Raw genomic sequence first — 21,846 nt, 5'->3', positions numbered from 1 at the left:
CTGGTGGCGCGTGCCTCAGGGTGCGCGCCGCCAGATCAACTCCCCGTTCCGCCACACTTCCCGCACGCGGTGATAGGGCACGCTGTGTGCGGCACCCTCGCCGTCGACGATCACCAAGGCGAAATGATCATCCGGCGGAAAGGTGACCGCGGCGAAAGGTATCCGCACGATCTCCCCGCGGATGCGATCGTAATAGCCGAGGACGAAGTCACCACGGAAGTGTTCATCCCAGCGCATGCGGTTGAGCAATTCCTGAATCGGGATCATCGGCAACCCTCCGCTGGTCACCGTAAACATAGACCCCAGGACGCATGACAGCGCTGAGGCTGGCGTCCCCCTATCCGTTGCGCGCATACTGCGATGAAATACGCGCGCCGCCATGTCCCGACACCACGTTTCCCGCCTGCTGCCCTATACTTGCGACCAGTTGTTTGCACTGGTGCTCGATATCGAACGCTATCCCGAATTCGTCCCCGGCTACCGCGCCGCCCGTATCCTGCACCGTGAGGCGCAGGCACTGGAGGTGGAGCAACGCGCCGGCTTCGGGCCATTGATGCTCACGTTTCGATCCCGCGCCAAATTCACCGCGCCCGCGCACATCCATATCCACGCCAGCGACGGCCCCTTCCACCGGCTGGAGGTTACCTGGCAGTTCACGCCGCAAGTAGGCGGCTGCCGCGTCAGTGCCGATACCCAATACGAACTGGGCGGCCTGCTGGCGCCGTTGCTGCACGGCGGCATGGGGCTGTTTGCCCCGCGCCTGCTCGACGCCTTTGCCCGCCGCGCGGCGCAGTTGTATGGCAGGTAAATCATGCACACCCATGAAACATTGGGCACCCAACACACTATTCACTCAAGGAGCGACGCTATGGAAAAACACCTGACGCAGTCAAACATGACCACGCTGCGGCTGCGCAGCAGGGCGGCGGCCCTGGCCCTGGCGGGTGCACTGGCCGTTGGGTTCACACCCATCGCTGCCGCCGACTGGTATTTCGGCGCCAAGGCCGGCCCGATGCTCATCGACACCGCCGGTATCGGCGACCCCACCAACGCGGGTGTGATGATCGGTAAGGAGTGGGGCGTGGTGATCGGTGATGTGGGCGTGCAAGGCGAATTCACCACCAGCACCAGCAAGGGCAAGTACGCGGGCAACGATGTGAGCGTCGACACCCAGGCCGTTTACGGCGTGTTCCGCACCGCCGGCGCCCTGTATCTCATCGCCAAGGCCGGTATGTTGCGCGAGGACGTTAAGATCGGTGGTGTCTCCCGCACCGACAGCGGCAGCTCCGTCGGCCTCGGCGTCGGTTTCAGCCTGGGTGTGGCCCAGCTGGAGCTGGAGTACACCCAGGTGGAGAAGGACATCGCGTTCCTCAGCCTGGGCGTACGCTTCTGACGATCAAAACAGCCCTAAGGAAGCTCTGAATAAGTTCAGAGCTTCCGCGGCACAGGGATGTGCCGCCATGTTCCAACGACCATGAGTCGTTGGAACACGAAGCGCATCGAAAATCACACGGTTCGATTCGCGAGGTCTGAGAAGTCCGGGACGGACTTATTCAGATATTCCCTAACGGCACCGCCCGTCCCGGTCCGGCGGCGATATCATCCGGGTCAACATGATGGCCGATTCGTTCCGACGCGCCTTCGGCAACGCCGCCTCGGCGACCGACGCCAATGCCGCGGCCCAAGATTTCGCCCTCGCCCAGGCCGAGCAGCAGCAGCGCTCCACCTACGCCGTCATGGGGCAACTGGCCGCGAAGTTCCTGCCGCTGCTCAAGAACATCTACGAGGGCATTCTGTTCGGGATGTTCCCATTCCTGTTCCTGATCTTCATGCTGCCCATCGGCGTCAAGATATTCCTCGCCTACCTCAAGAACATCATCTGGTTGCAGCTGTGGGCGCCTCTCTACGCCTTCATGGCGGGGGTATATTGACCGTGTTATGCCGGCGCGGCCTCGGTCAAAGCGTCGTCCCACGGGTTGAGCAACTGAACACCCGTTGGCTCGAAGTCCACCAGGTTGCGCGTGACCACGACCATCCCGTGCGTGAGTGCTGTGGCGGCAATGAGCGCGTCGAGCTCGGAGCGGCGGTCCGGCACGCGCAGCCGGGCGAACCGTTGCGCGACGGCCGTATCGACTGGCAGTACGCGCCCGGAGAACTCCGGCAGCACATGATGCTCCAGCCAGGCGCGCATCATCGCGTCTTGGGTGGCGTCCCGTCGCTCGATCTGCAGGACACCCATTTCCAGCTCCATGATGGTGATGGCCGACAGGAAGAGGTCAGCGGCATCGACACTTTCCGCCCAGGTGGCGCCGTGGCCGCGGCAGGGCTGGACGGGGAGTTGGGCCATCTGCGTTCGGGTGGGGAAGGGCGAACTTCGCCGGATTATACCCCTTGCCCTTGAGCCGGACCGCGCCAGTGGTTACATTCGTGCGCTGTCTTGCAGAAAGGAATGTGCCATGCCCATGCCGGAAGAGCGCCGCAACGCCCCGCGTCTGCTGCGTGACGAGAACGTGGTAGTGAAGATCCTTGCCGCACCGGAGCGCCCGGAGCTGGTGGGTACCGTGGTCGAATGTGCCACCGTGGATGTGTCCGCCACCGGCCTGCGCCTGTTGCTGGAAACGGCTGTGGCGGCGGGCAGCCAGCTGGAGTTGGAGGTGGATGTGGCAGAGCAGGGCCAGCGCTATTTCCTGGGCGCCGAGGTGATGTGGTCGCGGGAGACCGAGGCCGCTGGCATCTATCTCATCGGCGTCCACCTGCTGGAAGGCGACGACTTCGAGACGGAGCGCTGGAACAGCCTGTTCTAGGGATGGTTGTTGATTCCGTCGGCCGCCCCCATTTCGGCAGAAGCCGGCCGAACCAGAGCGAGACGGACCATGAGCTTTCCCACCATACACACCGCCATCCCCCTGCGCCGTTATCAATACGGCGAGTTCGTCGTTACCGTGCTGGGCGACATCGAAAGCCCCGATACGGTGAACTACCGTTACATCATCGCCGTGGCCCAGGAGGGCAATCCGCGCCCCGGCCTGTATCTGTCCTCGGAGCGGGCCGCCGACGGTGCCTGCGACCTGCGCGTCTCCCTGGCCGACGGCTCCCAGGTGCTGGAAACCTCGCCGGCCTTCTGCGACCTCGATCTGTTTGTGAAAGAGGCGCTGCAAGTCATCTCTACCATGCTCAACCTGAGCGATGAAATGCCGCACCGCCTGATGTAATGCAGTCGCCGTATCACGCTGGTATTTGCGGCATTCAGTGCTTTACTTGTTGCCTACGCGTCAAGCGCGAAAGGCACAGGAGTATGCACTATGGACAAGTACGACCCCCTCCGTAGAACCGTCCTGCGCGGCACCCTCGCCACCGGCATCACGCTGGTGCTCGGTGCCTGTGACTCCAGGCAGGAAAGTCCCGCGCCGCGCACCAGCCCCGCGGCAGCCGTCCCGCCCGCAACGCCGCCCAGCCCACAGCCCGCCACGGCGCCCGCGGCGGAGAGCGCACCGAGCGCCAAACTGAGCAAGGCGATTGCCCAGTACCAGACCGAGCCCAAGGGTGAGCAGCACTGCGCAATATGCGCGCACTTCATTGCGCCCAACGCCTGCCGGGTGGTGGAGGGCGACATCAGCCCCAATGGCTGGTGCACGCTCTGGGTGGCGGCGCCAGCCTAACCTGACTGCCCGCGGCTTTTCTTGCCGCGTCCTTGGCCCGCGCGCCCGTCCCGCCGTAGAATAGGCGCCCTTTGCCACACAGCCGGTGCGGGCGCATGCAGTATCAGGACAAGTTCGATGTCATCGTAGTCGGCGGCGGCCATGCCGGAACCGAGGCGGCCCTGGCCGCCGCGCGCCTCGGCGCGCGCACCCTGCTGCTGACCCACAACATCGAAACCCTGGGCCAGATGAGCTGCAACCCGGCCATCGGCGGCATCGGCAAGGGCCACCTGGTCAAGGAGATCGATGCCCTCGGCGGCTTGATGGCCCGTGCCATCGACCAGGCCGGCATCCAGTTCCGCATCCTCAACGCCAGCAAGGGTCCTGCGGTGCGCGCCACCCGCGCCCAGGCCGACCGTCAGCTATACAAGGCGGCGGTGCGCAGTGCGCTGGAAAACCAGCCCAACCTCACCCTGTTCCAGCAGGCGGTGGAAGACCTCATCGTCGAGGGCGACCGCGCCGTGGGTGTGGTGACCCAGATGGGCCTGCGCTTTGCTGCCGCCGCCATCGTGCTCACCGTCGGCACCTTCCTCGCCGGCCGTATCCACATCGGCCTGGCCAATTATGAAGGTGGCCGCGCCGGTGACCCCCCGGCCAATGGGTTGTCGCGCCGCCTGCGCGAGCTGCCGGTGAATGTCGCCCGCCTCAAGACCGGCACGCCGCCGCGCCTCGATGGCCGCAGCATCGACTGGTCCATCCTGCAGTCGCAGCCGGGCGACGACCCGGTGCCGGTGTTTTCCTTTCTTGGCAGCGCTGAAGAACATCCGCGCCAGATCGCCTGTTACATCACCCACACCTCCGAGCGCACCCACGAGATCATCCGTGGCGGCCTGGATCGTTCGCCCATGTACACCGGGGTGATCGAGGGGGTGGGGCCGCGCTACTGCCCGTCCATCGAGGACAAGGTGGTGCGCTTCGCCGACAAGGACCAACACCAGATCTTCCTCGAGCCGGAGGGACTGACCACCCACGAGGTGTATCCCAACGGCATCTCCACCTCGCTGCCCTTCGACGTGCAGTACGCCCTGGTACGCTCGATCCGCGGCCTGGAAAATGCCCACATCGTGCGCCCCGGCTACGCCATCGAATACGACTTCTTCGACCCGCGCGACCTGCACCCGACCCTGGAGACCAAGCACATCCCCGGTCTGTTCTTCGCCGGCCAGATCAACGGCACCACCGGCTACGAGGAGGCCGCGGCACAGGGCCTGCTCGCCGGGCTCAACGCCGGGCGCCAAGCCCTCGGCCGCGAGGGCTGGTGGCCGCACCGCGACGAAGCCTATCTGGGCGTACTGGTGGACGACCTCATCACCTGCGGCACCTCCGAGCCCTATCGCATGTTCACCTCCCGCGCCGAGCACCGTCTGCTGCTGCGCGAGGACAATGCCGACCTGCGTCTTACCGCCATCGGCCGTGACCTGGGTCTGGTGGATGACGTGCGCTGGGCTGCTTTTGATGCCAAGCGCGAGGCCATAGCCCGCGAACAGCAGCGCCTGCACGATACCTGGGTGCGGCCGCAGACCGTGCCCGACGCGGAGGCCAGCCGCGTCCTCGGCCAAGCGATCACGCGCGAATACCGCCTCGCCGATCTGTTGCGCCGGCCCGACGTGAGTTACGACGCGCTGATGAGCCTGGCGGCAGCGGGCGAGGGCGTGGACGACCCGGCGGTGGCCGAACAGGTGGAGATCCAGGCCAAGTACGCCGGCTATATCGAGCGCCAGCGCGCGGAGATCGAACGCCAGCGCCGCAACGAAGACACCCGGCTGCCGGCGGATCTGGACTACCGCGAGGTGAGCGGCCTGTCCAGCGAAGTGCGCGACAAACTCTCGCGCCAGCGCCCCGACACCCTGGGCCAGGCGGCGCGCATCCCCGGCATTACCCCGGCGGCGGTATCGCTGCTGCTGATCCACCTGAAAAAACGCGAGCTGGGGAGAAAAACGGCATGAGGGCAGCCATCAGGGGGGGCGCTGCGCTGATACTGTGTGCAGCCGGCAGCGGCGTCTGGGCCTCCGGTTTCGCCGTCAGCGACAAGAGCGTGAGCAGTCTGGGCAGCGCCTTTGCCGGCGTGGCGGCGCAGGCCGCGGACGCCAGCGTGGTGTACACCAACCCGGCGGCGATGCAGCGGCTGTCCGGCTCCACCCTCAGCCTGGCGGCGCACTACATCACCCCGCACGCCACCTTCACGGACCAGGGCTCCAGCACCAGCGGCCCCAACCCGGGCGATGCCGGCCGCGCCAAGCTGGCGCCCAACCTGTATTACGTCACGGAGTTGTCGCCGGAGGCGCGCTTCGGCTTCGGCCTTTACGTGCCTTTCGCCCTCGGCTTGGAGTACGACGATCAGTGGTCCGGCCGCTACCACTCCATCAAATCGGAGATGACCACCCTCAACCTCAGCCCGGCCCTGTCCTGGCAGCTCACTCCGAGCCTGGCGGTGGGCGGCAGCCTCGACGTTCAGTACCTCACGGCGGAGCTGAGTCAGGCGGTGGATTTCGGGGCAATGCTTGGTTTTCCGGAGGCGATGGACGGCAAGCAGACCCTCAAGGGCGACAACTGGGATCTGGGTTTCAGCCTCGGTCTGCACTACGCGCCCACCGAGCGCGTGCAACTGGGGCTGACCTACCACAGCGACACGCGGCAGAACATCAGCGGCACGTCGGATTTTGAAAATGCGGGCGTGCTCGCCGGGACGTTCACCGACAGTGGTGGCTCCACCCGGGTCCACCTGCCCGAGTCCCTCAGCCTCAGCGCCGCCTGGGCGGCGAGCGAGCGCCTGACCCTGCTGGCCGACTACACCTGGACTGCCTGGAGCCGACACAAGGAGTTCCGCGTCGACTTCGCCAACAGCCTGCCCGACAGCGTGTGTACCTACAACTGGCGCGACACCGGCTTTTACGCCCTGGGTCTCAACTACCGCCTCGGTCCGCAGTGGCTGTTGCGCGCCGGCGTGGCCTACGACGAATCGCCGGTGCCCGACGCCGCCCACCGCACCCCCATCGGCCCGGACAACGACCGGCGCTGGTATGCCCTGGGCGTCACCTACGCGCCGGGGAGCGCCTTCTCCATCGATGCAGCCCTGGCCTACATCGACATGAACGACGCGGTCATCGACAACACCGACAGCCAGGGTCACCGCCTCACCGGCCGCTACCGCCTGGGCGGTGGCTTCCTCAGCGTGCAGGCCAGCTGGCGTTACTGACATGGCGAACCCTTCTTCCCATCTGGGCAAGACGCTGGCGCAGGGCATCGCCGCCCTGGGGCTCCCGCTGGACACTGCCCGGCAGGAGCGACTGCTCGCTTACCTGGCGCTCCTCGTCAAATGGAACAAGGCCTACAACCTGACGGCGATCCGCGACCCGCAGGAGATGGTCACCAAGCACCTGCTGGATTCCCTCGCCGTGCTGCCGCATCTGCACGGGGCGCAGGTGCTGGACGTGGGTAGCGGCGCCGGCCTGCCCGGCATTCCCCTGGCCATATACGACCCGGCGCGGCAGTTCACCCTGCTCGACAGCAACGGCAAGAAGACCCGTTTTCTGCTCCAGGCCAAGGGGGAATTGGGGCTTTCCAACCTCTCTGTGGTACATTCGCGCCTTGAACAATATCGGCCCGGGCAGCTGTTCGACACCGTCACCGCCCGGGCCTTTGCGTCTCTGGCCGATATGACCGCGGGCACCGCCCATCTGCTTGCGCCCGGTGGTGCGCTGCTGGCGATGAAGGGCGAGTATCCGCAGGAAGAGCTGGACGCGCTGCCGCCGGGTTTTGTGGTGCGGGAGATCATTGCGTTGACGGTGCCGGGACTGGAAGCACAACGTCACCTGGTGCGTATCGCACCCGCTGCCTGAGGCGAAAGGGGGAAACGAAATGGGCAGGATCATCGCAATCGCCAACCAGAAGGGCGGGGTCGGCAAGACCACCACCTGCATCAACCTGGGCGCCTCGCTGGCGGCGACCAAGCGCCGTGTGCTGGTCATCGATCTCGACCCGCAGGGCAACGCCACCGTCGGCAGCGGCGTGGACAAGAACAGCTTCGAGCAGAGCAGCTACGACATGCTGTTGGGCCACGCGCCGGCGGAGCAGGTGATCGTGCGCGCCGAACAGGCGGGCTACGATCTGGTGCCCACCAACGGTGACCTCACCGCCGCCGAGGTGGAGCTGATGAACAGCCCGCAGCGCGAGCGTCGCCTGCGCGAGGCCCTGGCGCCGGTGCGCGAGCGTTACGAATTCATCCTGGTGGACTGCCCGCCCTCGCTCAACATGTTGACGCTGAACGCGCTGGTGGCCGCCGACTCGGTGATGATCCCCATGCAGTGCGAGTACTACGCCATGGAGGGTCTGTCCTCCCTGCTCAACACCATCGAACAGATCCGCAGCACGGTGAATCCGCAGCTGCAACTGGAGGGCCTGTTGCGCACCATGTTCGACCCGCGCAGCAACCTGTCCAACGATGTCTCCGGCCAGCTGATCCTGCACTTCGGCAACAAGGTGTATCGCACCTCGATCCCGCGCAACATCCGCCTGGCCGAGGCGCCCAGTTACGGCCTGCCGGCCCTGGCCCACGACCGCGCCTCGCGCGGCGCCGTGGCGTATCTGGCCCTGGCCGGCGAGATCCTGCGCCGCGATGAAAACAACAGTTCCGAGTTGCGGGTTTCGGGTTCCGCATGAACCTCGGACTCGAAACTCGGAACACGAAACTCGGAACTGAATAAATGGCAGTGAAGAAAAAAGGTGGTTTGGGGCGCGGGCTGGAGGCCCTGCTGGGTAGCGCTGCGGTACCGGCGGCTGCCAGTGGCACGACGACGGACAAGAGCGGCAGCGCCCACGACGGCGACCTGCGCAATCTGCCGGTGGACATCATCCAGCGCGGCAAGTACCAGCCGCGCATCGACATGCACCCGGACACCCTGGAAGAGCTGGCCGACTCCATCCGCGCCCAGGGTGTGGTGCAGCCCATCGTGGTGCGCCCCATCGGCCCGAACCGTTATGAAATCATTGCCGGCGAGCGCCGCTGGCGCGCCTCACAGATGGCCGGGCTGCACGAAATCCCCGCGGTGATCCGCGAGGTGCCCGACAACGCCGCCATCGCCATGGCGCTGATCGAGAACATCCAGCGCGAACAGCTCAACCCGATGGAAGAGGCCCGCGCCCTGCAGCGCCTCATCGACGAATTCGAGCTCACCCACCAGCAGGCCGCCGAGGCGGTGGGCCGCTCCCGCGTCGCCGTGTCCAACCTGCTGCGCCTGCTGTCGCTCAACGACGACGTCAAGCGCCTGCTGGAAAATGGTGACCTGGAGATGGGCCATGCCCGCGCCATCCTGGCCCTGGAGGGCGCGCAGCAGAGCGAGGCGGCACGCAGCGTCACCGCCAAGGGCCTGTCGGTGCGCGAGACCGAGCGTCTGGTCAAGCACCTGCTGGAAGGGCCGGCCGCCAAGCCCGCGGCTAAGGCCGTCGACCCGGATGTGCGTCGTCTGGAGCAGGACCTGGGGCAGAGGCTGGGCGCCCAGGTGGTGATCCAGCAGGCTGGCAAGGGCAAGGGCAAACTGGTGATTCAGTACAACAGCTTGGACGAGCTGGACGGCATCCTTGCCCACATCCGCTAGCCTCGCCGGGGCCCTGTGGGGCCGACGGACATGGCCGCTTCCAGGAAAATACTCAACATTTATCAATAAATTACGCTGATGATCTCTATGTGAGTTTTCTTATATAGAAGCGATTTATTGATATATCATTGACCCTAGGGGCCGCGGTCTATATACTTCCGCGCCGCTGACGGCACTAACTCTCCCCCTTAGTTTCAGCGTCTTTTACCGGCTGCCACGGGCGCCGAAGAGACCTTTTTACGCATGAGCACAGCCGACCTGCAGTTGCGGCACACCCTGCGCAGATTGCTGGTCCTCCAGCTCCTGCTGACGGTGTTGCTGGCCCTGGCGGCTTTGGCCTGGCAAGGCGTTCCGGCGCTGCGGGCGGTGCTGTACGGCGGCGCCGTCGCCATGGCCGGTACCCTGGTGATCCTGTGGTATGGCCGCCGCGCAGAAAACGCCGGCGCGAATCTGGCGCGTAACGCCAGTCTGATTTACGGCAGTGCCATCGTCCGTTTTGCGACGACGCTGGTGCTGCTGGCAGTGGGCATCGCGTCCCTACGCCTGCAACCCCTGTGGTTGCTGCTAGGGTTCAGCGCGGGCCTGGCGGCACAAACGGTTCTAACGGCATTGGTTCCAGAGACGAGAAAATGGCGAGCGAAGAACTGACTTCGACTAGTTACATTCAGCATCACCTGACCAACCTTACCTACGGCAAGCTTCCGAGTGGTGAATGGGGCTTTGCCCATTCCGCCGCGGAAGCCAAGGCGATGGGCTTCTGGGCGATTAACGTCGACACTATGGCCTGGTCCATCGTCCTCGGCCTCTTCTTCTTCCTGCTGTTCCGCGGCGTGGCCAAGAAGGTCACCGCCGGCGTGCCGGGCGGCATGCAGAACTTCGTCGAATGGATCATCGAATTCATCGACACCTCGGTGCGCGGCTCCTTCACTGGCAACAACCCGCTGATCGGCCCCCTGGCGCTGACCGTGTTCATGTGGATCTGGCTGATGAACTTCATGGACCTCATCGCCGTCGACCTGCTGCCGGAACTGTTCGCCCTGTTCGGTGTGCACTTCATGAAGGTGGTGCCGACCACTGACCCCAACATCACCTTCGGTATGTCCATCGCCGTGTTCTGGCTGATCCTCTACTACAGCGTGAAGCGCAAGGGTATCGGCGGCTTCGTCGGCGAACTGTCGCTGATGCCGTTCCAGGCCAAGAACAAGGTCGTGCAGGTTCTGTTCATTCCCGTCAATCTGCTGCTGGAAGGTGTGTCGCTGATCGCCAAGCCGGTTTCGCTGGCCCTGCGACTGTTCGGCAACATGTATGCTGGCGAAATGATCTTCATCCTCATCGCCATCATGTACGGCGCCGGCTGGGCTCTCGGTGCCTTCGCTGGTGTGTTGCAGCTCGGCTGGGCCATCTTCCACATCCTGATCATCACGCTGCAGGCGTTCATCTTCATGACGCTGACCATCGTGTACATGGACATGGCGCACCAGGAACACCACTGATTTTTGCTTCAAACCTTCAACCTTTAACTTTTAACTTCTTTAGGAGAGAACCATGGAAATGTCTACCGCCCTCGTTTACATCGCCGGCGCCCTGATGCTGTCCTTCGGTGCCCTGGGCGCCGCCATCGGCATCGCCATCCTCGGTGCCCGCTTCCTGGACGGCGCTGCCCGTCAGCCGGAACTGATCCCGCTGCTGCGCACCCAGTTCTTCATCATCATGGGTCTGGTCGACGCTGTGCCGATGATCGCCGTGGGTATCGCGTTCTACGTCCTGTTCGCGGTTGTTGGTGGTTAAGGGATACGCAGTCCGCTTAACAGCAATCCTGTAACCAACCCACACCACACGAGGTGCGAACATGAATATCAATGCGACCCTGATTGGTCAGTTCATCGCATTCTTCGTGTTTGTCTGGTTCGTGATGAAGTACGTTTGGCCGCCGCTGATCAACGTACTGAACGAACGTAAAAAGACAATCGCCGATGGTCTGGCAGCTGCCGAGCGCGGCAAGAACCAGCAGGTTCTGGCCGAGCAGCACGCCGCCGAGGTGATACACGAAGCGAAGCAGCGTGCCGCAGAGATTCTGGCCAAGGCCGAGAAGCGTGCCAGCGAAATCGTTGAAGAAGCCAAGGGTGCCGCCCGTACCGAGGGCGACCGCATCAAGGCTGCCGCCAATGCCGAACTGCAGCAGGAAGTCAGCCGTGCCCGCGAGCAGTTGCGCGGTCAGGTGGTGAGCCTGGCGGTGGTCGGCGCGGGCAAGGTGATCAAGCGCGAGCTGGATGCCAAGGCACACGACGATCTGCTGCAAGATCTCGTTGCCCAGCTCTAAGGGCATATAAGCATGGCTGAAATCACAACGATCGCTCGCCCCTACGCCCAGGCCGTATTCGACACGGCCCAAGAGCAGGGCAAGCTGAAAGACTGGTCGGAGATGCTGCAACTGGCCGCCGCCGTGGTGAGTCACCCCGAGGTGGCCGTTGCCGTGGACAGCCCGAGCCTGGACAAGGCGCAGCGCGGTCAGCTGATCATCGACATCTGCGGCGACAAGCTCAACGATGCCGGCAGGAATCTGCTGCGGGTACTGGCCGAAAATGGCCGTCTCGCACTGTTGCCGGAAATCGCCGCGCTGTACGAAGTCCAGCGCGCCGCAGCGGAGAGCCGCATCGTCGCCGAGGTCACCTCGGCCACGGCGCTGTCCGACAGTCAGAAGCAGGCCATCGCCGCCGCGCTGAAGAAGCGTCTGGGTCGCGATGTAGCCCTGGAGTGCAAGGTGGACGAGGCGCTGCTTGGCGGCGCGGTCGTTCGGGCCGGCGATATGGTCATCGATGGTTCGGTTACGGGCAAGCTGAACAAGCTGAGCGCCGCTCTGCTGCGCTGACCCGGACTGCTAGAGGACAAATGAATGCAACAGCTTAATCCTTCTGAAATCAGTGAACTGATCAAACAGCGCATCGCCGGCTTCAAGGCCGAGGTCGAGGCGCGCAACGAAGGTACCGTGGTCAGCCTGACCGACGGTATCGTGCGTATCCACGGCCTGGCCGACGTCATGTCGGGCGAAATGCTGGAATTCCCTGGCGACACCTACGGCCTGGCGCTCAACCTGGAGCGTGATTCCGTCGGTGCCGTTATCCTGGGCAACTACGAGCACATCTCCGAAGGCGACAAGGTCAAGTGCACCGGTCGCATCATGGAAGTGCCCGTCGGCGAAGCGATGCTGGGCCGCGTGGTCGACGCGCTGGGCCTGCCCATCGACGGCAAGGGCCCGATCAACGCCGAAGGCTCTTCTCCCATCGAGAAGATCGCCCCGGGCGTGCTGTGGCGCAAGTCCGTTGACCAGCCGCTGCAGAGCGGTCTCAAGGCGATCGACGCCATGGTGCCAGTCGGTCGTGGCCAGCGCGAGCTGATCATCGGTGACCGTCAGACCGGCAAGACTGCGGTTGCTGTCGACGCCATCATCAACCAGAAGGGCACCGGCGTTAAGTGCATCTACGTGGCGGTGGGCCAGAAGGCCTCCTCCATCGCCAATGTGGTGCGCAAGCTGGAAGAGCACGGCGCCCTGGAGCACACCATTATCGTCGCCGCCACCGCCTCCGACTCCGCCGCGATGCAGTACATCGCGCCGTACGCCGGCTGCGCCATGGGCGAGTACTTCCGCGACAAGGGCGAAGATGCCCTGATCGTGTACGACGATCTGACCAAGCAGGCCTGGGCCTACCGTCAGGTTTCCCTGCTGCTGCGTCGTCCGCCCGGCCGTGAAGCCTACCCCGGCGACGTGTTCTACCTGCACTCCCGTCTGCTGGAGCGCGCCGCGCGCGTCAACGCCGACTGGGTGGAGAAGCACACCAATGGCGCCGTCAAGGGCAAGACCGGCTCGCTCACCGCGCTGCCGATCATCGAGACCCAGGCCGGTGACGTGTCCGCCTTCGTTCCGACCAACGTGATCTCCATCACCGACGGTCAGATCTTCCTGGAATCCGACCTGTTCAACGCAGGCATCCGTCCGGCCATCAACGCCGGTCTGTCGGTGTCCCGCGTCGGTGGTGCGGCTCAGACCAAGATCATCAAGAAGCTCGGCGGCGGTATCCGTCTGGCCCTGGCCCAGTACCGTGAGCTGGCGGCCTTCGCACAGTTCGCCTCCGACCTGGACGAGGCCACCCGCAAGCAGATCGATCGTGGTCAGCGCGTCACCGAGCTGATGAAGCAGTTCCAGTACTCGCCGATGACCGTGGCTCAGATGGCCGTCTCCCTGTACGCCGCCAACCAGGGTTACCTGGATGACGTGGCTGTGAACAAGGTGGTGGCTTTCGAGGCCGCCTTGCAGAGCTACATGAAGGCTGAGCAGAGCGAGCTGATGGCCAAGATCAACGAGACCGGCGACTACAACAACGACATCGAGAACGCCCTGCGCGACGCCATCGAGAAGTTCAAGGCGAACGGCACCTGGTAAGCGAGGGTTGAGCAATGGCCAGCGGTAAAGAGATACGCAGCAAGATCAAGAGTGTGCAGAACACTCAGAAGATCACCCGCGCCATGGAGATGGTGGCTGCCAGCAAGATGCGTCGCGCGCAGGATCGCATGGCGGCCACCCGCCCCTATGCGGACCGTATGCGTAGCGTGATTCAGCATCTGGCCCATGCCCATGCCGAGTACAAGCATCCGTACATGGTGGAACGCGAGGTCAAGCGCGTCGGCATCATTGCCATCTCCACCGATCGCGGTCTGTGCGGTGGCCTGAACATCAACATGTTCAAGGCCGCCCTCGGCACCATGAAGGAGTGGCGCGACAAGAACGTCGACGTGGAGCTGTGCACCATCGGCCAGAAGGCGCAGGGCTTTTTCAGTCGCGTTGGCGGCCGTGTCCTGGCGCAGGCCACCCAGTTGGGCGACGCGCCCAAGCTGATGGATGTGATCGGCACGGTCAAGGTGATGCTGGATGCCTACGACAACGGTGAGATTGATCGCATTTACCTGATCTACAACCGCTTCGTCAGCACCATGACGCAGCAGCCGCGCGTCGAGCAGTTGCTGCCGATCAAGGCGGAAGAGCGGGATGAGGCACTGAAGCATCATTGGGACTATCTGTACGAGCCCAATGCCGAGACGGTGCTGGATCAGCTGCTGATGCGTTACGTCGAGTCGCTGGTCTATCAGGGCGTGGTCGAGAACATAGCCTGCGAAATGGCGGCGCGTATGGTGGCGATGAAGGCCGCCTCCGACAATGCCGGCAACCTGATCAGTGAATTGAAGCTCGCTTACAACAAGGCACGCCAGGCAGCGATTACCCAAGAGCTGTCGGAAATCGTCGCCGGCGCATCCGCCGTCTAAGCGCGCTAATCGGATTTAAATTTAAGAGGAACTGGCAATGAGTTCTGGAAAGATTGTGCAAATCATCGGCGCCGTGGTGGACGTTGAATTTCCCCGTGACGCCATGCCCAAGGTCTATAACGCCCTCACCGTCACCGACGCGGGCCTCACCCTCGAAGTCCAGCAGCAGCTGGGCGACGGCGTGGTGCGCGGCATCGCCATGGGTTCCACCGACGGCCTGAAGCGCGGCATGAGCGTCGCCGACACCGGCGCCGCCATCTCCGTGCCCGTCGGCAAGGCCACCCTGGGCCGTATCATGGACGTGCTGGGCAACCCCGTGGACGAGGCTGGCCCGGTCAACGCCGAGCAGAAGATGCCGATCCACCGCAAGGCCCCGGCCTATGCTGACCAGGCTGCGGCGGTGGAGATCCTGGAAACGGGCATCAAGGTAATCGACCTGGTCATGCCCATCGCCAAGGGTGGTAAGGTCGGCCTGTTCGGTGGTGCCGGCGTCGGTAAGACCGTTACCCTGATGGAGCTGATCCGCAACATCGCCGTGGAGCACTCGGGCTTCTCCGTGTTCGCCGGCGTGGGCGAGCGTACCCGTGAAGGTAACGACTTCTACCACGAAATGAAGGAAGGCGGCGTACTCGACAAGGTGGCCCTGGTGTATGGCCAGATGAACGAGCCGCCCGGCAACCGTCTGCGCGTCGCCCTGACCGGCCTGACCATGGCCGAGTATTTCCGTGACGAAGGCCGTGATGTGCTGCTGTTCATCGACAACATCTACCGTTACACCCTGGCCGGTACCGAAGTATCCGCGCTGCTGGGCCGTATGCCGTCCGCGGTAGGTTACCAGCCGACCCTGGCCTCCGAGATGGGCGCCCTGCAGGAGCGCATCACTTCCACCAAGACCGGTTCCATCACCTCCTTCCAGGCCGTGTATGTGCCTGCGGACGACTTGACCGATCCGTCCCCGGCCACCACCTTCGCCCACCTGGACGCCACCCTGGTGCTGTCCCGTCAGGTCGCCGAGCTGGGTATCTACCCCGCCGTGGACCCGCTGGACTCCACCTCGCGCCAGCTGGACCCGCTGGTCGTCGGCCAGGAGCACTACGACACCGCCCGCGCGGTGCAGGGAACCCTGCAGCGCTACAAGGAACTGCGCGATATCATCGCCATCCTGGGCATGGACGAGCTGTCCGAAGAGGACAAGCTGTCCGTATCCCGTGCGCGTAAGATCCAGCGCTTCCTGTCGCAGCCCTTCTTCGTCGCTGAAGTGTTCACCGGTGCCCCCGGCAAGTACGTGGGCCTGAAGGACACCATCCGTGGCTTCAAGGGTATCGTCGAGGGCGAGTTCGATCACCTGCCGGAGCAGGCCTTCTACATGGTCGGCACCATCGACGAAGTCGTCGAAAAGGCCAAGAAGGTTTAACACGGCCTGACAGGGGGTTTATGCTATGGCGATGACCATGCATGTAGACGTAGTAAGCGCCGAGACGTCCATCTTCAGCGGTACCGTTGAAGCTGTGTTCGCTCCGGCGAAGGAAGGTGAGGTCGGCATCATGCCGCGCCACAGCCCCTTCCTTGCCCAGCTCAAGCCGGGTCAGGTGCGTGTCGTCAAGCAGGGCGGTGAGGAAGACTTCTTCTATGTCTCCGGCGGCATGCTCGAAGTGCAGCCGCACACCGTCACCGTGCTCGCCGACACCGCACTGCGCGCCCGCGACATGGACGAGGCCGCCGCGCTCCAGGCCAAGGAGCGCGCCGAGCAGGCCATGCGCGACCGCACCGGCGCGATGGAGTGGGCCGAGGCCCAGGCCGAACTGGCCCAGGCCATCGCCCAGCTGCAGATGATTCAGCGCATGCGGGACAAGACCCGCCGCTAAGTCCGTTGCGGCAGATGAGAACGAAAAAGGGCAGTGTTACACTGCCCTTTTTTATTAGGGGAAAAGAATAATGGCAGAAGCGAAAGTCAGCCGCGGCAAGGTGGTCTCCGTCACCTACACCATCCGCGACCAGGCCGACGACAACCTGCTCGAGGCGGTGGAGATCCCCGTCGACTACCTGCATGGCGGCCGCGCCGGTCTGTACGAAAAGATCGAGGCGGCGCTGGAAGGCAAGGCGGTGGGCGAGGGCGTCGAGGTGTTGCTCACCCCCGATGACGCCTTCGGCCCGAGCGACCCCAGCCTGACCTTCACCGAAATCATCGAAAACGTGCCGCCTGATTTCCGCCGTCTCGGCGCCCAGGCCGAATTCCAGAACGATGCAGGGGAAACCGTCACCATGACGGTCACCCACATCGATGCCGGCACCATCACCCTCGACGGCAACCATCCCCTGGCAGGCAAGAATTTGATATTCTCCGTGCGCGTCGCTGCCATCCGCGATGCCACGCCGCAGGAACTGATGGCGGGCGAGGTGGCGCAGGCACAAGGACTGCACTGAACGGAAGCGAGATACACATCGTGTCAGCCACCCCCCCACTGGAAGTGATCATCCTGGCCGCCGGTCAGGGCACACGGATGAAGTCGGCCCTGCCCAAGGTGCTGCACACCATCGGCGGCGAACCCATGCTGGGGCGGGTCTACCGCACCGCCCATCTGCTCGAACCGAAACACATCCACATCGTCTATGGCCACGGCGCCGATCGCGTGCGCGAGCGGCTCGGTCATCTGGCCGCAACCTGGGTGCTGCAGGATCGGCAGCTCGGCACCGGCCACGCCGTGGCGCAGGCCATGCCGGGCGTGAGCGATGACAGCCGCGTGCTGATCCTCTACGGTGATGTGCCGCTCATCGAGCCGGAAACCCTGGATAAGCTGGTGGACGCTGCGGCCGATGCCCTGGCCGTGCTCACCATCGAACTGGACAACCCCACCGGATACGGACGCATCGTGCGCGATGGCAACGGCCATGTGGTGCGCATCGTCGAACAGAAGGACGCGAGCGAAGACGAGCGCGCCATCCGCGAGATCAACACCGGCCTGCTCGCCGTCGACGCCGCCCGCCTGCGCGGCTGGCTTGCGCGGCTGGACAACCACAATGCGCAGGGTGAGTACTACCTCACCGACATCATCGCCATGGCAGTGGAGGACGGCGTGCTGATCAATACCGTCAGTGCGCCTGACATCGAACAGGTGTCCGGCATCAACGATCGTCAGCAGCTCGCCACGCTCGAACGCGCGCTGCAACAACGCCAGGCCCGGCAGTTGATGCTCGCCGGTGTCACCCTGCTCGACCCGGCGCGCTTCGATCTGCGCGGCGAACTGAGCGTAGGGCGCGATGTGGTTATCGACGTCAACGTGATCATCGAAGGCCGTGTGGTGCTGGGGGACAACGTGACCATCGGCGCCAATTGCGTGCTGAAGGATGTGGAGATCGGCGCCGGCACGGAAGTGAAACCGATGAGCCTCATCGACAGCGCGGTGATCGGCAGCGGCGCGCACATCGGCCCGTTTGCGCGCATCCGCCCCGACACGCGCATCGCCGACGGCGCCCACATCGGCAACTTCGTCGAGGTGAAGAAGAGCGAGATCGGTCCCGGTTCCAAGGTGAACCACCTGAGCTACATCGGTGACACCACCATGGGCGCCAGGGTGAACATCGGCGCCGGCACCATCACCTGCAACTACGATGGCGCCAACAAGCATCAAACGATCATCGGCGACGGCGTGTTCATCGGCTCCGACACGCAACTGGTGGCCCCGGTGACGGTGGCCGACAACGCCACCATCGGCGCCGGCTCCACCATCACCAAGGATGCGCCGGCGGACGAACTGACCCTGAGCCGCGCGAAACAGGTGACCATCAACGGCTGGAAGCGGCCGGTGAAAAAGAAATAGGGATCAAATCATGTGTGGAATCGTCGGCGGTGTAGCGGAGCGTGATGTGGTGGCGATCCTCATCGAGGGTCTGCGCCGGCTGGAATACCGCGGCTATGACTCGGCCGGTGTGGCGGTGCTGGACGACAGCGGCCAGATCGCGCGTGCGCGCATGCCGGGCAAGGTGCAGGCCCTGGCGGACCTGCTGGAGAAAAATCCCATTCGCGGCAACACCGGCATTGCCCACACCCGCTGGGCCACCCACGGTGTGCCGAGCGAAAAGAATGCCCACCCGCACATCTGCCGCAAGGAGTTCGCGGTGGTGCACAACGGCATCATCGAGAACCATGAAGCGCTGCGCGCGCTACAAGCCGCGCAGGGCTACGAATTCACCTCGCAGACCGATACCGAGGTCATCGTCCATCAGGTGCATGCCCACGCCAGTGCCGGCCTCGACCTGCTCGCCGCGGTGCGCGCCACCCTCAACGAACTGCACGGCGCCTACGCCCTCGGTGTGATCAGCATCCACGAACCGGGCCGCCTCATCGCCACCCGCCGCGGCAGCCCGCTGGTCATCGGCCTCGGCATCGGCGAACACTTCATCGCCTCCGATGTGGCGCCGCTGCTGCCGGTGACGCGCCGCTTCATCTTCCTGCAGGAAGGCGACGTGGCCGATATCCGCCGCGACAGCCTCACCATCTACGACGCCAACGGCCAGGTGGTGCAGCGCCCGGTGAAGGACAGCGAGCTGTCCCTCGACGCCGTCGAGCGCGGCCGCTTCCGCCATTACATGCTGAAGGAAATCCACGAACAGCCGCACGCCATCGCCGAAACCCTGGAAGGGCGCATCGCCGGCAACCGCGTGCTGGAGGCCGCCTTCGGCCCCGAGGCCAAGGACATCCTCGATCGCGTCAAGTCGGTGCAGATCATCGCCTGCGGCACCAGCTTCCACGCCGGCATGGTGGCGCGCAACTGGTTCGAGGGTGTCGCCGGCGTGCCGTGCCGCGTCGAGGTGGCGAGCGAATTCCGCTATCGCCACCCGGTGCCGGACCCGGATGCCCTGGTGGTCGCCATCTCCCAGTCCGGCGAAACCGCCGACACCCTGGCCGCGCTGCGCGCCGCGAAGGAGTGGGGCTTCGGTCCCTCCGTCGCCATCTGCAATGTGCCGGAAAGCTCGCTGGTGCGCGAGGCCGATCTGTCGCTGATGACCCGTGCCGGCCCCGAAATCGGTGTCGCCTCCACCAAGGCCTTCACCACCCAACTCGTCGCCCTGCTGTTGTTGGTCACCGTCCTCGGCCGCCGTCACCGCATCGATGCCGAACGCGAGGCCGCCATCGTCGAACAGCTCGCCGCCCTGCCGCGCCAGGTGGAAGACGTGCTCGCCCTGGATGAAACCATCCACCTGCTGGCCGAACGCTTCACCGACAAACACCACGCCCTGTTCCTCGGCCGCGGCGTGCAATACCCGGTGGCGATGGAGGGCGCGCTCAAGCTCAAGGAGATCTCCTACATCCACGCCGAGGCCTATCCCGCCGGCGAACTCAAGCACGGCCCGCTGGCCCTGGTGGACGAAGAGATGCCCGTCATCGCCGTCGCCCCCAACGACGCCCTGCTGGAAAAGCTCAAGTCCAACCTGGAAGAAGTACGCGCCCGCGGCGGCGAACTCTACGTCTTCGCCGACCACGCCGCCGGCATGAACGGCTCCGAGCGCATCCACGTCATCACCGTGCCCGCCGCCGGCGGCCATGTCGCACCCATCATCTTCACCATCCCCCTGCAACTCCTCGCCTACCACGTCGCCGTGCTCAAGGGCACCGATGTCGACCAGCCGCGCAACCTGGCCAAGAGCGTCACGGTTGAGTAACTACCCCGCCATTCTCGTAGGATGGGCAAAGCGCAGCGTGCCCATCATCGCAGAGGCATTCCTAGCGCCTCCCCCGCTTGCGGGGGAGGCGGGGAGGGGTGCGCAATTCGTTGTCCAATCCCCCGGACGTTGCATTTGCAACAAATAACTACTATAAATCAGGTAACGCACCATCAAGAGGGCCAAACCCATGCCCACCGCCACCCTCCAAAAATCCGAACCCGCTGCCGTCCTCACCCAGGCACTGCTCACCGCCGGCGATTTTCTCGGCCTGACCCGCGACGCCCTCGGCGCGGCCATCGGCAAGGAGCGCACCGTGTTCACCCGCGGCAAGGTAGCCCCCAACACCAAGGCCGGCGAACTCGCCCTGATGCTGATCCGCTGCTATCGCAGCCTCTATGCCCTGGTCGGCGGCGACCGCGACCAGATGCGCCACTGGATGCACACCGCCAACCGCCACACCGGCGGCGTCCCCGCCGAACAAGTGCAGAGCGTGCAGGGGCTGGTGCGGGTGATGGAATATCTCGACGCGATCCGCGGCAAGGTCTGATAGGGAGCGGAACTCGTAGGAGCCCGGTTCACCGGGCGATATGGGCCTGTCCGACGCCGCTATCGCCCAATGAATTGGGCTCCCACCCTTGTTGTGGGAGCCCGGCTCCGCCGGGCGATGTCGGCCTAACCGAAGCCGTCATCGCCCGGGACAGGCACCGATAAAACCTCGTAGAACCATGCAACCACTCTGGGAAACCTGCCACCTCGCCACCGCCATCCGCCCGATAGCCGGCGACCTCTGGCGCCTGGTGGAAAGCCAGGAACAGGTCGCCACCAGGCAACTGGTCGACAGCCTGGAGGCGCAAAGCCTGCTGGAAGAAATGCTCGACGCGGTGAAACCGCCGCCCCCGCCCGACAGTGCCCACCTGCACTATCTGCTCTACACCCCGTTCCGCTACCCGCCGCTGCCTTACGGCTCGCGCTACGGCCGCCGCCACGAACCCGCCCTGTTCTATGGCGCCCTGACCCCGGCCACCGTCCTCGCTGAATCCGCCTACTACCGCTTCGTGTTCTGGCACGGCATGCAAACCCCGCCGCCCGCGCCCATCCGCAGCGAACACACCCTGTTCAGCGTCCCCTATGCCACACCGCGCGGCCTGCGGCTCCAGGCCGACCCGTGCGCTGCCCACCGCGCCACCCTGACCCACCCGGCCGACTACAGCGCAACCCAGACCCTCGGCAGCGCCATGCGTGAAGCGAGCATCGAGGCCTTCGAATACCCCTCTGCCCGCTGCCCCGAAGGTGGCACCAACGTTGCGTTGTTCACTCCCAGCGCCTTCGCCGAGTCGCGCCCGTTGGAAATGCAGCCCTGGCTGTGCGAAACCGATGCAGCGGTCGTCACCTTCGCCCAACCCCAAAGCAGGGCGCTGCATCGGTTTCCCATCGAGACATTTACCGTAGAGGGAAAGCTTCCGTGGCCGGCCGGGTAGAATTTGGTACGATTCGCCGGTGCCCGAACTATCCGCGATAACGAGAACAACCGGCCCTAAGGGCACATGGATGTCAGTACTGCCCAAGGGCCGCGT

27 protein-coding genes are annotated in these 21,846 nt (G+C 64.6%); 25 read left to right on the top strand and 2 right to left on the bottom strand.

Annotation, left to right across the window (positions count from 1 at the left end; all coding sequences use genetic code 11):
• Window positions 1-15 precede the first annotated feature (15 nt).
• Window positions 16-267, bottom strand: a complete 252-nt coding sequence (locus ACMV8A_RS04975) for a DUF504 domain-containing protein (protein ID WP_495324643.1) — start codon at window positions 265-267, stop codon at window positions 16-18.
• Between the two features lie 112 nt (window positions 268-379).
• Between ACMV8A_RS04975 and ACMV8A_RS04970 the strand changes: the two genes are divergently transcribed.
• The 3 genes from ACMV8A_RS04970 to ACMV8A_RS04960 all read left to right on the top strand — a co-directional run bounded on the left by ACMV8A_RS04970 (window position 380) and on the right by ACMV8A_RS04960 (window position 1,931).
• Window positions 380-808 (top strand): type II toxin-antitoxin system RatA family toxin, encoded by a 429-nt coding sequence (locus ACMV8A_RS04970; protein WP_495324642.1) that lies wholly within the window; start codon window positions 380-382, stop codon window positions 806-808.
• A 60-nt stretch (window positions 809-868) separates the two neighbouring features.
• On the top strand, window positions 869-1,393 hold the full coding sequence (locus ACMV8A_RS04965; RefSeq protein WP_495324641.1) for a putative outer membrane beta-barrel protein: 525 nt from the start codon (window positions 869-871) through the stop codon (window positions 1,391-1,393).
• 205 nt (window positions 1,394-1,598) lie between these two features.
• Window positions 1,599-1,931 (top strand): conjugal transfer protein TraG N-terminal domain-containing protein, encoded by a 333-nt coding sequence (locus tag ACMV8A_RS04960; protein WP_495324771.1) that lies wholly within the window; start codon window positions 1,599-1,601, stop codon window positions 1,929-1,931.
• 5 nt (window positions 1,932-1,936) lie between these two features.
• On the opposite strand, the gene ACMV8A_RS04955 is transcribed toward ACMV8A_RS04960, so the two are convergent.
• Window positions 1,937-2,347: a type II toxin-antitoxin system VapC family toxin gene (locus tag ACMV8A_RS04955; protein ID WP_495324640.1), complete on the bottom strand. Its 411-nt coding sequence runs from the start codon at window positions 2,345-2,347 to the stop codon at window positions 1,937-1,939.
• Between the two features lie 109 nt (window positions 2,348-2,456).
• Between ACMV8A_RS04955 and ACMV8A_RS04950 the strand changes: the two genes are divergently transcribed.
• From ACMV8A_RS04950 to ACMV8A_RS04845, 22 genes are all read left to right on the top strand, one after another.
• A complete protein-coding gene (locus ACMV8A_RS04950) occupies window positions 2,457-2,804 on the top strand; it encodes a PilZ domain-containing protein (RefSeq protein WP_495324639.1) in 348 nt (115 codons plus the stop codon).
• 69 nt (window positions 2,805-2,873) lie between these two features.
• Window positions 2,874-3,212, top strand: coding sequence for a hypothetical protein (locus tag ACMV8A_RS04945; protein WP_495324638.1), 339 nt, complete (start codon window positions 2,874-2,876; stop codon window positions 3,210-3,212).
• Window positions 3,213-3,302: 90 nt separating this feature from the next.
• Window positions 3,303-3,659 carry a hypothetical protein gene (locus tag ACMV8A_RS04940; RefSeq protein ID WP_495324637.1) on the top strand — a complete coding sequence of 119 codons (357 nt, stop codon included), beginning with the start codon at window positions 3,303-3,305 and terminating at the stop codon, window positions 3,657-3,659.
• A 95-nt stretch (window positions 3,660-3,754) separates the two neighbouring features.
• Window positions 3,755-5,644: a tRNA uridine-5-carboxymethylaminomethyl(34) synthesis enzyme MnmG gene (gene mnmG, locus ACMV8A_RS04935; RefSeq protein ID WP_495324636.1), complete on the top strand. Its 1,890-nt coding sequence runs from the start codon at window positions 3,755-3,757 to the stop codon at window positions 5,642-5,644.
• Window positions 5,641-6,894 carry an OmpP1/FadL family transporter gene (locus ACMV8A_RS04930; protein WP_495324635.1) on the top strand — a complete coding sequence of 418 codons (1,254 nt, stop codon included), beginning with the start codon at window positions 5,641-5,643 and terminating at the stop codon, window positions 6,892-6,894. Before mnmG ends, ACMV8A_RS04930 begins: the two co-directional genes overlap by 4 nt.
• 1 nt (window position 6,895) lies before the next feature.
• Complete coding sequence (gene rsmG / locus ACMV8A_RS04925) at window positions 6,896-7,537, top strand: 16S rRNA (guanine(527)-N(7))-methyltransferase RsmG (protein WP_495324634.1); 642 nt, start codon at window positions 6,896-6,898, stop codon at window positions 7,535-7,537.
• Between the two features lie 19 nt (window positions 7,538-7,556).
• On the top strand, window positions 7,557-8,357 hold the full coding sequence (locus tag ACMV8A_RS04920; protein WP_495324633.1) for a ParA family protein: 801 nt from the start codon (window positions 7,557-7,559) through the stop codon (window positions 8,355-8,357).
• Window positions 8,358-8,401: 44 nt separating this feature from the next.
• Entirely contained in the window at window positions 8,402-9,292 is an 891-nt protein-coding gene (locus tag ACMV8A_RS04915) for a ParB/RepB/Spo0J family partition protein (protein ID WP_495324632.1), read from the top strand.
• Between the two features lie 243 nt (window positions 9,293-9,535).
• Window positions 9,536-9,940: an ATP synthase subunit I gene (locus tag ACMV8A_RS04910; RefSeq protein ID WP_495324631.1), complete on the top strand. Its 405-nt coding sequence runs from the start codon at window positions 9,536-9,538 to the stop codon at window positions 9,938-9,940.
• On the top strand, window positions 9,922-10,785 hold the full coding sequence (gene atpB / locus ACMV8A_RS04905) for a F0F1 ATP synthase subunit A (protein WP_495324630.1): 864 nt from the start codon (window positions 9,922-9,924) through the stop codon (window positions 10,783-10,785). The genes ACMV8A_RS04910 and atpB overlap by 19 nt, the downstream gene beginning before the upstream one ends.
• A 52-nt stretch (window positions 10,786-10,837) precedes the next feature.
• Entirely contained in the window at window positions 10,838-11,080 is a 243-nt protein-coding gene (atpE, locus tag ACMV8A_RS04900; protein WP_127478752.1) for a F0F1 ATP synthase subunit C, read from the top strand.
• Between the two features lie 61 nt (window positions 11,081-11,141).
• The gene (locus ACMV8A_RS04895; RefSeq protein ID WP_495324629.1) at window positions 11,142-11,612 is read left to right on the top strand and encodes a F0F1 ATP synthase subunit B; all 471 of its coding nucleotides are present in this window, start codon (window positions 11,142-11,144) and stop codon (window positions 11,610-11,612) included.
• A gap of 12 nt (window positions 11,613-11,624) precedes the next feature.
• Window positions 11,625-12,161: a F0F1 ATP synthase subunit delta gene (locus tag ACMV8A_RS04890; RefSeq protein WP_495324628.1), complete on the top strand. Its 537-nt coding sequence runs from the start codon at window positions 11,625-11,627 to the stop codon at window positions 12,159-12,161.
• Between the two features lie 24 nt (window positions 12,162-12,185).
• Window positions 12,186-13,730: a F0F1 ATP synthase subunit alpha gene (gene atpA / locus ACMV8A_RS04885; RefSeq protein ID WP_495324626.1), complete on the top strand. Its 1,545-nt coding sequence runs from the start codon at window positions 12,186-12,188 to the stop codon at window positions 13,728-13,730.
• A 14-nt stretch (window positions 13,731-13,744) separates the two neighbouring features.
• On the top strand, window positions 13,745-14,608 hold the full coding sequence (gene atpG, locus ACMV8A_RS04880) for a F0F1 ATP synthase subunit gamma (RefSeq protein ID WP_495324625.1): 864 nt from the start codon (window positions 13,745-13,747) through the stop codon (window positions 14,606-14,608).
• A gap of 37 nt (window positions 14,609-14,645) precedes the next feature.
• The gene (gene atpD / locus ACMV8A_RS04875) at window positions 14,646-16,022 is read left to right on the top strand and encodes a F0F1 ATP synthase subunit beta (protein ID WP_495324624.1); all 1,377 of its coding nucleotides are present in this window, start codon (window positions 14,646-14,648) and stop codon (window positions 16,020-16,022) included.
• 25 nt (window positions 16,023-16,047) lie between these two features.
• The gene (locus ACMV8A_RS04870) at window positions 16,048-16,473 is read left to right on the top strand and encodes a F0F1 ATP synthase subunit epsilon (RefSeq protein WP_495324623.1); all 426 of its coding nucleotides are present in this window, start codon (window positions 16,048-16,050) and stop codon (window positions 16,471-16,473) included.
• Window positions 16,474-16,543: 70 nt separating this feature from the next.
• On the top strand, window positions 16,544-17,032 hold the full coding sequence (locus ACMV8A_RS04865; protein WP_495324622.1) for an FKBP-type peptidyl-prolyl cis-trans isomerase: 489 nt from the start codon (window positions 16,544-16,546) through the stop codon (window positions 17,030-17,032).
• Window positions 17,033-17,070: 38 nt separating this feature from the next.
• A complete protein-coding gene (gene glmU / locus ACMV8A_RS04860) occupies window positions 17,071-18,426 on the top strand; it encodes a bifunctional UDP-N-acetylglucosamine diphosphorylase/glucosamine-1-phosphate N-acetyltransferase GlmU (protein WP_495324770.1) in 1,356 nt (451 codons plus the stop codon).
• 10 nt (window positions 18,427-18,436) lie between these two features.
• Window positions 18,437-20,269, top strand: a complete 1,833-nt coding sequence (glmS, locus tag ACMV8A_RS04855) for a glutamine--fructose-6-phosphate transaminase (isomerizing) (RefSeq protein WP_495324621.1) — start codon at window positions 18,437-18,439, stop codon at window positions 20,267-20,269.
• A gap of 190 nt (window positions 20,270-20,459) precedes the next feature.
• A complete protein-coding gene (locus tag ACMV8A_RS04850; protein ID WP_495324620.1) occupies window positions 20,460-20,819 on the top strand; it encodes an MbcA/ParS/Xre antitoxin family protein in 360 nt (119 codons plus the stop codon).
• Between the two features lie 178 nt (window positions 20,820-20,997).
• The gene (locus ACMV8A_RS04845; protein ID WP_495324619.1) at window positions 20,998-21,750 is read left to right on the top strand and encodes an RES family NAD+ phosphorylase; all 753 of its coding nucleotides are present in this window, start codon (window positions 20,998-21,000) and stop codon (window positions 21,748-21,750) included.
• The last annotated feature ends 96 nt before the right edge of the window (window positions 21,751-21,846 follow it).

The organism is Sulfurivermis sp., from assembly GCF_059410345.1.
This window is presented reverse-complemented; position numbering and strand designations above follow the sequence as displayed.